This window comes from Bacillus haikouensis (assembly GCF_013179555.1).
Lineage (GTDB): Bacteria > Bacillota > Bacilli > Bacillales > Bacillaceae_B > Rossellomorea > Rossellomorea haikouensis_A.
Map to the genome: position 1 here is coordinate 21883 of NZ_JABMCR010000017.1, position 6709 is coordinate 28591.

Consider the following 6709-nt stretch of genomic DNA (forward strand, 5'->3'; position numbering starts at 1 on the left):
TTACGGTAAATTTATGAATTGATAGAGAATCGTTTAAGAAAAATGGAGAAGCAAACATGAAAAATGTCTGCTTCTCCATTATCAGCTTAATCTTCTAATAGATTAAGTTCACTTTGATCTTCTGTCTCCGCTGCACCTGTATCCAATCCGTAATGCTCACGGATTTTCAACATGATTTCAGTTCTGATTTCCGGATTTTCCTTCAAGAAGATTTTCGCGTTCTCACGACCCTGTCCGAGACGCTCTTCGTTGTAAGAGTACCATGCACCGCTCTTCTGAACGATATCAAGTTCAGACCCGAGGTCGACAATCTCACCTTCTTTGGAGATTCCTTCCCCGTACATAATATCCACTTCCGCCACCCGAAATGGAGGAGCGACCTTATTCTTAACAACTTTGATTTTCGTTTTGTTACCAACCATTTCATTGCCTTGCTTAAGGGTTTCAGCACGGCGCACTTCTAAACGTACAGAAGAATAGAATTTTAACGCGCGTCCACCAGGAGTCGTCTCGGGATTTCCAAACATGACTCCGACCTTCTCACGAATTTGGTTGATGAAAATCGCGATGGTTTTTGATTTGTTGATTGCACCGGATAATTTACGAAGAGCCTGTGACATCAAACGGGCTTGAAGACCCACGTGTGAATCTCCCATCTCCCCTTCGATTTCGGCTTTCGGAACAAGTGCCGCAACGGAGTCGATGACGATGGCATCAACTGCACCGCTTCGTACCAGCGCTTCAGCGATTTCAAGTGCCTGCTCACCTGTATCAGGCTGAGAAAGCAATAATTCATCAATGTTTACACCAAGTTTTTGTGCGTATTCAGGATCAAGTGCGTGCTCGGCATCAATGAATGCTGCCTGTCCGCCCTGGGCCTGCACCTCTGCGATAGCGTGAAGTGCTACGGTTGTCTTACCTGAGGATTCTGGTCCATACACCTCAATGATTCTTCCGCGAGGATATCCGCCGACTCCAAGAGCCGCGTCCAATGCAAGGGATCCACTTGGACAAGTCACTATTTTTCTATCAGTTTGTTCCCCCAGCTTCATGATAGAGCCTTTTCCAAACTGTTTCTCTATTTGTTTCAACGCCATATCTAAGGCTGCTTTACGATCGCTCACTAATCTTCCTCCTTTGAATATAGAACTTAAAAGACAACTTATAAGCTTGTCTCAAATCCAACCTATCTATACTATAAACCATGTTATATAAGAAAACAAGAAAAAAATCGAACATCCATTCGGTTTTTTGGAAATCTTCCATTCTCTTATAAAACAACGGGAAGTTATGAATTACTCAAATCAAAAACAGTCCCCCGCTTACTCTGGAGAGACCGTTTTTGATGTAAACTCATGTTAATTCCTTTAATAAATAGTGCCAGCCATATTTTGTTGTCCTTTTCCTATTGGCGTTTCTTCCACCAGCCAGGTTTAATTGAAAGGCTTTGGCAGGACGGTCTTTTACAGCAAGTCCAATCCAAACTGTCCCTGCCTTCTTCCCGTAATGATCGGCTGGTCCGGCTACTCCAGTAAAACTGATGCCGATATCGGATGAAAAAAGGTCACGCACATTTTCTGCCAGTTCTATTGCACATTGTTCACTAACAGCAGAGTACTGTTCAAGAGTGGTTTCTTTAACGGAGAGCATTCTTTTCTTCACTTCATCCTGATAGCAGACCACTCCACCCTTCAATACTGTCGAAGCACCTGCTATGGAGGTTGCCTCCGATTGGAAAAGTCCTCCTGTCAGACTTTCAGCGCAAGAAAGTGACAATCCTTTTTCTTTCAAAACGTTCATTCCCACTTCCACAAGGGAATCATGGTCATACCCATAGAAGTATTCCCCCGCAATATCAAAGATTTTCTCTTCCACAGCATCGAGAAGAGAACCTGCAATTTCCTTGGACTCATGTTTGGCAGTCAGCCGCAAAGTGACCTCACCATCCCCTGCGAGCGGAGCGATTGTGGGATTTGTCTGGGTGTCAATTAATTCTTCCAGATTTGTTTCCAACTGGGCTTCCCCGATACCAAAGAAGCGCAGAACCCGTGAATATATGATTTCTTTCCGTTTTAAGGTATGTATAATCGCCGGAAGTCCATATTTACTGAACATCGGCCGCATTTCCGATGGTGGTCCGGGCAGCAGCATATAGGTTATTCCTTCTTTTTTAATAAACATGCCCGGCGCCATGCCGTACTCATTCTTTAACGCATCCGAGCCTTCTAAAATGAGGGCCTGCTTTTCATTATTCGGTGTCATGATACGATTCGTTTTTCTGAAGTATGCTTTGATCGATTCCAATGCATCTTCATCCATCGATAACCCTGTCCCCAATGCCTTTGCAATTGTTTCTTTTGTCAAGTCATCTTTAGTAGGTCCCAGTCCCCCGGTAAAGATGAGCAGATCTGCTCTTTTCCGGGCAATTTCAATTGCCTGGCTCAAACGGACCGGATTATCTCCTACAGTTGTATGATAATATACATTCACACCTGCTTCAGCAAGCTGTTCTGAAATGTATTGAGCATTTGTATTGGCTATCTGACCTAATAATAATTCTGACCCTACTGCAATGATTTCGGCATTCATTTGGTTTCCCCCTTCAGTAGATACTGCAATATAAAGAAAGAGATGATTCAAAGCAGAATCATCTCTTTTAGAATAAAACGATATGGACCAAACGTCCAGCTTTCCGGCTTTGGGTTGTTACTTCGAATTTACAAATGCTGTCTTGTTATGCTTGAAGTAATCCCATCCGGACCATATTGTAAAGAGCATCGCAACCCATAGAGCGATGGTCGCAAATGGGAAATTGAAAAGTTCAAAGATGGCATTATGAAGCAATAGGGCAGAAATAGCAATGATCTGCGCCCATGTCTTAATTTTTCCAAGCTGACCTGCTGCGACGACTTCACCTTCACCTGCAAGCACAAGTCGGAGGCCGGTCACAGCAAATTCACGGCTTATGATGATGATAACAATCCAGGAAGGAGCGAGTCCAAATTCTACAAGCACGATCAATGCGGCAGACACGAGGAGTTTATCTGCAAGCGGATCCAGAAACTTACCTAAATTGGTAACCATATTATACTTCCTTGCGTAATATCCGTCTATCCAATCAGTTGTTGAAGCGATGATAAATATCAACGCACCGACAAAATGCTTCACGGGCATTTCAGCACCCAGGAAGACCATCTCACCCCAGTTCAATGGTGCGAGCATGATAATTAAAAACAAAGGAATCATAAAGATCCGAGAAATTGTAATCTTATTAGGTAAATTCACCTTACTACCTCCAATACTTAGAAAACAAATTGTTTACTTGGTGTTAAATGGAGCTCGCCAACTCCATCTTTATTGTTGGGATTCTGCAGGTTTGTATTGGATAATAACATCCTGTCTGACAGTCTCCACGGGAATCTTATATTCCAGCAGTTTGCCATTTACATTGATAGCTGTGTTAGCTGCGTTACCGATTATGAGGAAGGCTTGTTGATCTGATGAAAGGTCGAATTCCTTTTTATCTCCATCATATAACATCCCTTCAAACAATACCTCATCTTTCGAATTGTACACTGCTACCCAGGCGTCCCCTTTAGCTGCCAATTCAAGTTTGAACTGATCTGTGTTCTTAAGCTCATAAGTCGTTCTTGTACCTTCTGTTTCAACTGCCTTCAACGATTGTCCTGAATTTTCTTCTTTATCTTTCTTTTCTTCTTCAGATTTTTCAGTGGCAGAATCATCTTTTTGCTGTTTGTCATTATCTTTGACAGGTTCTTCTTCATCAGGAAGATCCTGCTGATCAACAGCTACAGGTTCTTTATTGCTATTATCGGCATTACCGGCATCATCCGACACTTTATGTTGTACGAATACCCACAGTGCAATTAATGCGCCAATAACAAATAAAGCGATTAAAATCCTGGGTATGACATCAAAGACTTTTGACGAACTTGCAGGTACTCCTTTCCTTGTTTGGACACGGGATAGGGATACAGGTATCTCATCCTCATAGGTAGTCGGAATCTCTTCTTTGTATTCCTCGAAAACCGCTTCAGGCTGCAATCCAACGGCTTCACAATATTGTTTGATAAATGCCCTTACGTAGAACTTCCCTGGCATCATGTCATAATTTCCTTCTTCAATACCGATGAGATAACGCTTTTGTATCTTCGTTATTCTTTGTAAGTCATCGAGACTGTAACCTTTGGCTTCACGAGCTTCTTTCAGACGTTTTCCTAATTCCGTCACTATTTAACACCTTCCAATATTAAAAATCAAAACCTCCAAAATCGGAATTTTGAAAAAGATTATTTTGTTCAACCAATTCATATGTAATTTCTTCATCCGGGTTGTTTCGGAGCTCAATAATGTAATCAAAGTCATCCAATGTATACTCTGAATTCTGAACAAACACATCAGGATGTTCAATGACTTTCACGGCCGGCAGTCTCATGATCTCCCTTACCAGCTGCCAATGCTTTTCACTTGCACGCCTGGTCGAAACGATTCCATCAATAATGAAAAGATTATCTGAAGAATATTCGTCTTCAATCAGCTTGCTCCTGATCGTCTGTTTTAACAAAGTAGAAGAAACGAATAACCACTTTTTATTCGCACACACACTTGAAGCCACAACGGACTCTGTTTTCCCTACACGGGGCATCCCCCTTATTCCCACAAGCTTATGGCCTTCCTGCTTAAAAAGCTCGGCCATGAAGTCAACAAGCAATCCCAGTTCATCACGAACAAACCGGAATGTTTTTTTATCGTCGGCATCCCTCTGAATATAACGGCCATGTCTGACAGCAAGTCGGTCCCTTAATTTAGGTTCCCTCAATTTCGTTACATTAATCGTATCCATTGTCTGAAGGATGGACTCGAGACGGGTAATCTGTTCTTCATTATCGGCTAGAAGAAGCATCCCTCTTCTTCCTTCATCAACACCATTGATCGTCACTATATTTATTGAAAGCATCCCTAATAATGAGGAAATATCACCTAAGAGGCCAGGACGATTTTTTTGAATTTCATATTCTAAATACCATTCTTTTCGTTCCATTGGCTACCTCCTGAAATTCTATGTGACAACAAAATCCGACAACATAGGGTATTTTTCGATAATACACTTGAAACATCTAGCTTTTATAATAAATGATTTTCATCTAATAGAAAAGGAAAACCTAATAGAATTAATACAATTTCTGCATATTCTATACATAATCAGTTCTTTGGGATTATTTAATAGATAAATTCGGTTATTTAGGGAAGTTGAAACAACCAGCACCTAAAATCAAGACAAAAGAAAAGGAGAGGAAAATTCCCTCTCCTTAACGAGTGCCGTTATTGTTAACTAGCTTTACCATTATGTTTGCAATCGCATGCTGTTCTTCAGGAGAAGCTACAGACCATAAATCGGCCAAAACTTTTTCCTGATCGTTCTTCGGCTCAACCTGGCTAGCTAAATAATCACCAATTTGATAAGCTAAATCAGAAACTGTTTCGTTTTCCATTCCAGTATGCTGAGCTTGATTAAGGCGATCCCCTAAAAAGTTTTTCCAATCTGACCAATTATCTAATACAGACATCGTTATGAACCTCCTCTTAATTGAAATACAATGTTAGTTTGTATCATGGAGGGAAAAATATGCGCGTAGAAGATAATTTTAATTACGTATGCCAGCCTCCGTTAACAGCTAATGTCTGCCCGGTAATATAGGAGGCGTCTTCCGATAACAGGAAATGAATGGAAGAAGCAACCTCTTCACTTAAAGCCAGTCTGCCCATCGGGATTTCTTCACTTACTTGCCGGATTTCTTCGTTTGAAAATAAATTCATCATATTTGTCGCTACTGCCCCCGGTGCCACAGCATTTATTCTAACCCCATTTAAAGCAGTTTCTTTAGCCAGGGATTTCACAAAGGAAAGTTGTGCTCCTTTCACTGTAGAATAAACCACTTCACATGCTCCGCCTATTTGTCCCCAAATGGAGCTGACAACTACAATCGACCCGCACCGGTTCATCAGCTTTGGAAGCAGAGCTTGAATCAATAGCATCGGACTTTTAACATGAATGTTAATCATTTTATCCATTTCCTGTTCTGTTTGATCTTGAAAAAGCCCCCACCCTGAGATTCCGCTGGAGTAGACAATTCCGTCGAGCTGGAAAATCGAATCCACAACCTTTCTCACCTGCTCGGGACGGGTTAAATCCGCTTGAATAGGGATTGCCTCCACTCCGAACTTCTTCAGTTCCATCATTAAACCGTCTATACTGCTCTTATCGGAATGATAATGCAGATAAAGATTCCATCCTTTTTTCGCCAGTGTCAAAGCGGTGCTCCTTCCAATCCCGCCGGAAGCACCTGTAATCAAGGCAAATTTCATACATTTCTCCCCTATACAAAGATAAGAACCACCCTAAGAGAAAGGGCAGTTCTACAAAAAATTATGATTTTGGAACAACCTGACAAACCGTGAAACGATCTTCACTAATGATTGATTCAGCCACTTTCTGAATATCGTCGTAAGTCAGGGATTCCAGGGTAGGTACCACATCAAATAAATCCATCTCATTGAAAGCATAACGCGTGAACTGGTTGGCGATGAATTCAGGGGAATTGACCGCACGAAGGAATGCACCTATTTTTTTCTTTTTCGTTCTTTCAAGCCCTTCTTCAGTGAAAAGTGATTCCGCCTTCGCTTTCAA

General features: G+C 41.6%; 7 protein-coding genes and 1 pseudogene. All 8 read right to left on the reverse strand.

Annotated features, from left to right (window positions below):
• Window positions 1–86 precede the first annotated feature (86 nt).
• Window positions 87–1124: a recombinase RecA gene (recA, locus tag HP456_RS03395; protein WP_172248602.1), complete on the reverse strand. Its 1038-nt coding sequence runs from the start codon at window positions 1122–1124 to the stop codon at window positions 87–89.
• Between the two features lie 229 nt (window positions 1125–1353).
• Window positions 1354–2589 carry a competence/damage-inducible protein A gene (locus HP456_RS03400; protein ID WP_172248603.1) on the reverse strand — a complete coding sequence of 412 codons (1236 nt, stop codon included), beginning with the start codon at window positions 2587–2589 and terminating at the stop codon, window positions 1354–1356.
• Window positions 2590–2706: 117 nt separating this feature from the next.
• Window positions 2707–3285 (reverse strand): CDP-diacylglycerol--glycerol-3-phosphate 3-phosphatidyltransferase, encoded by a 579-nt coding sequence (gene pgsA / locus HP456_RS03405; RefSeq protein ID WP_172248604.1) that lies wholly within the window; start codon window positions 3283–3285, stop codon window positions 2707–2709.
• A 69-nt stretch (window positions 3286–3354) separates the two neighbouring features.
• On the reverse strand, window positions 3355–4251 hold the full coding sequence (locus HP456_RS03410) for a helix-turn-helix domain-containing protein (protein ID WP_172248605.1): 897 nt from the start codon (window positions 4249–4251) through the stop codon (window positions 3355–3357).
• A 19-nt stretch (window positions 4252–4270) separates the two neighbouring features.
• The gene (locus HP456_RS03415; protein WP_172248606.1) at window positions 4271–5062 is read right to left on the reverse strand and encodes a YmfK family protein; all 792 of its coding nucleotides are present in this window, start codon (window positions 5060–5062) and stop codon (window positions 4271–4273) included.
• Window positions 5063–5330: 268 nt separating this feature from the next.
• Window positions 5331–5588, reverse strand: coding sequence for a DUF3243 domain-containing protein (locus tag HP456_RS03420; RefSeq protein WP_172248607.1), 258 nt, complete (start codon window positions 5586–5588; stop codon window positions 5331–5333).
• Between the two features lie 82 nt (window positions 5589–5670).
• Entirely contained in the window at window positions 5671–6387 is a 717-nt protein-coding gene (gene ymfI / locus HP456_RS03425; RefSeq protein WP_172248608.1) for an elongation factor P 5-aminopentanone reductase, read from the reverse strand.
• 61 nt (window positions 6388–6448) lie between these two features.
• A pseudogene (locus HP456_RS03430) lies at window positions 6449–6709 on the reverse strand (insulinase family protein); the annotation flags it as partial.

Bases quoted from the DNA above. Each gene is read 5' to 3' on its own strand.
- ymfI (WP_172248608.1), bottom strand. From the start codon at position 6,387: ATGAAATTTGCCTTGATTACAGGTGCTTCCGGCGGGATTGGAAGGAGC.
- HP456_RS03400 (WP_172248603.1), bottom strand. From the start codon at position 2,589: ATGAATGCCGAAATCATTGCAGTAGGGTCAGAATTATTATTAGGTCAG.
- HP456_RS03420 (WP_172248607.1), bottom strand. From the start codon at position 5,588: ATGTCTGTATTAGATAATTGGTCAGATTGGAAAAACTTTTTAGGGGAT.
- HP456_RS03415 (WP_172248606.1), bottom strand. From the start codon at position 5,062: ATGGAACGAAAAGAATGGTATTTAGAATATGAAATTCAAAAAAATCGT.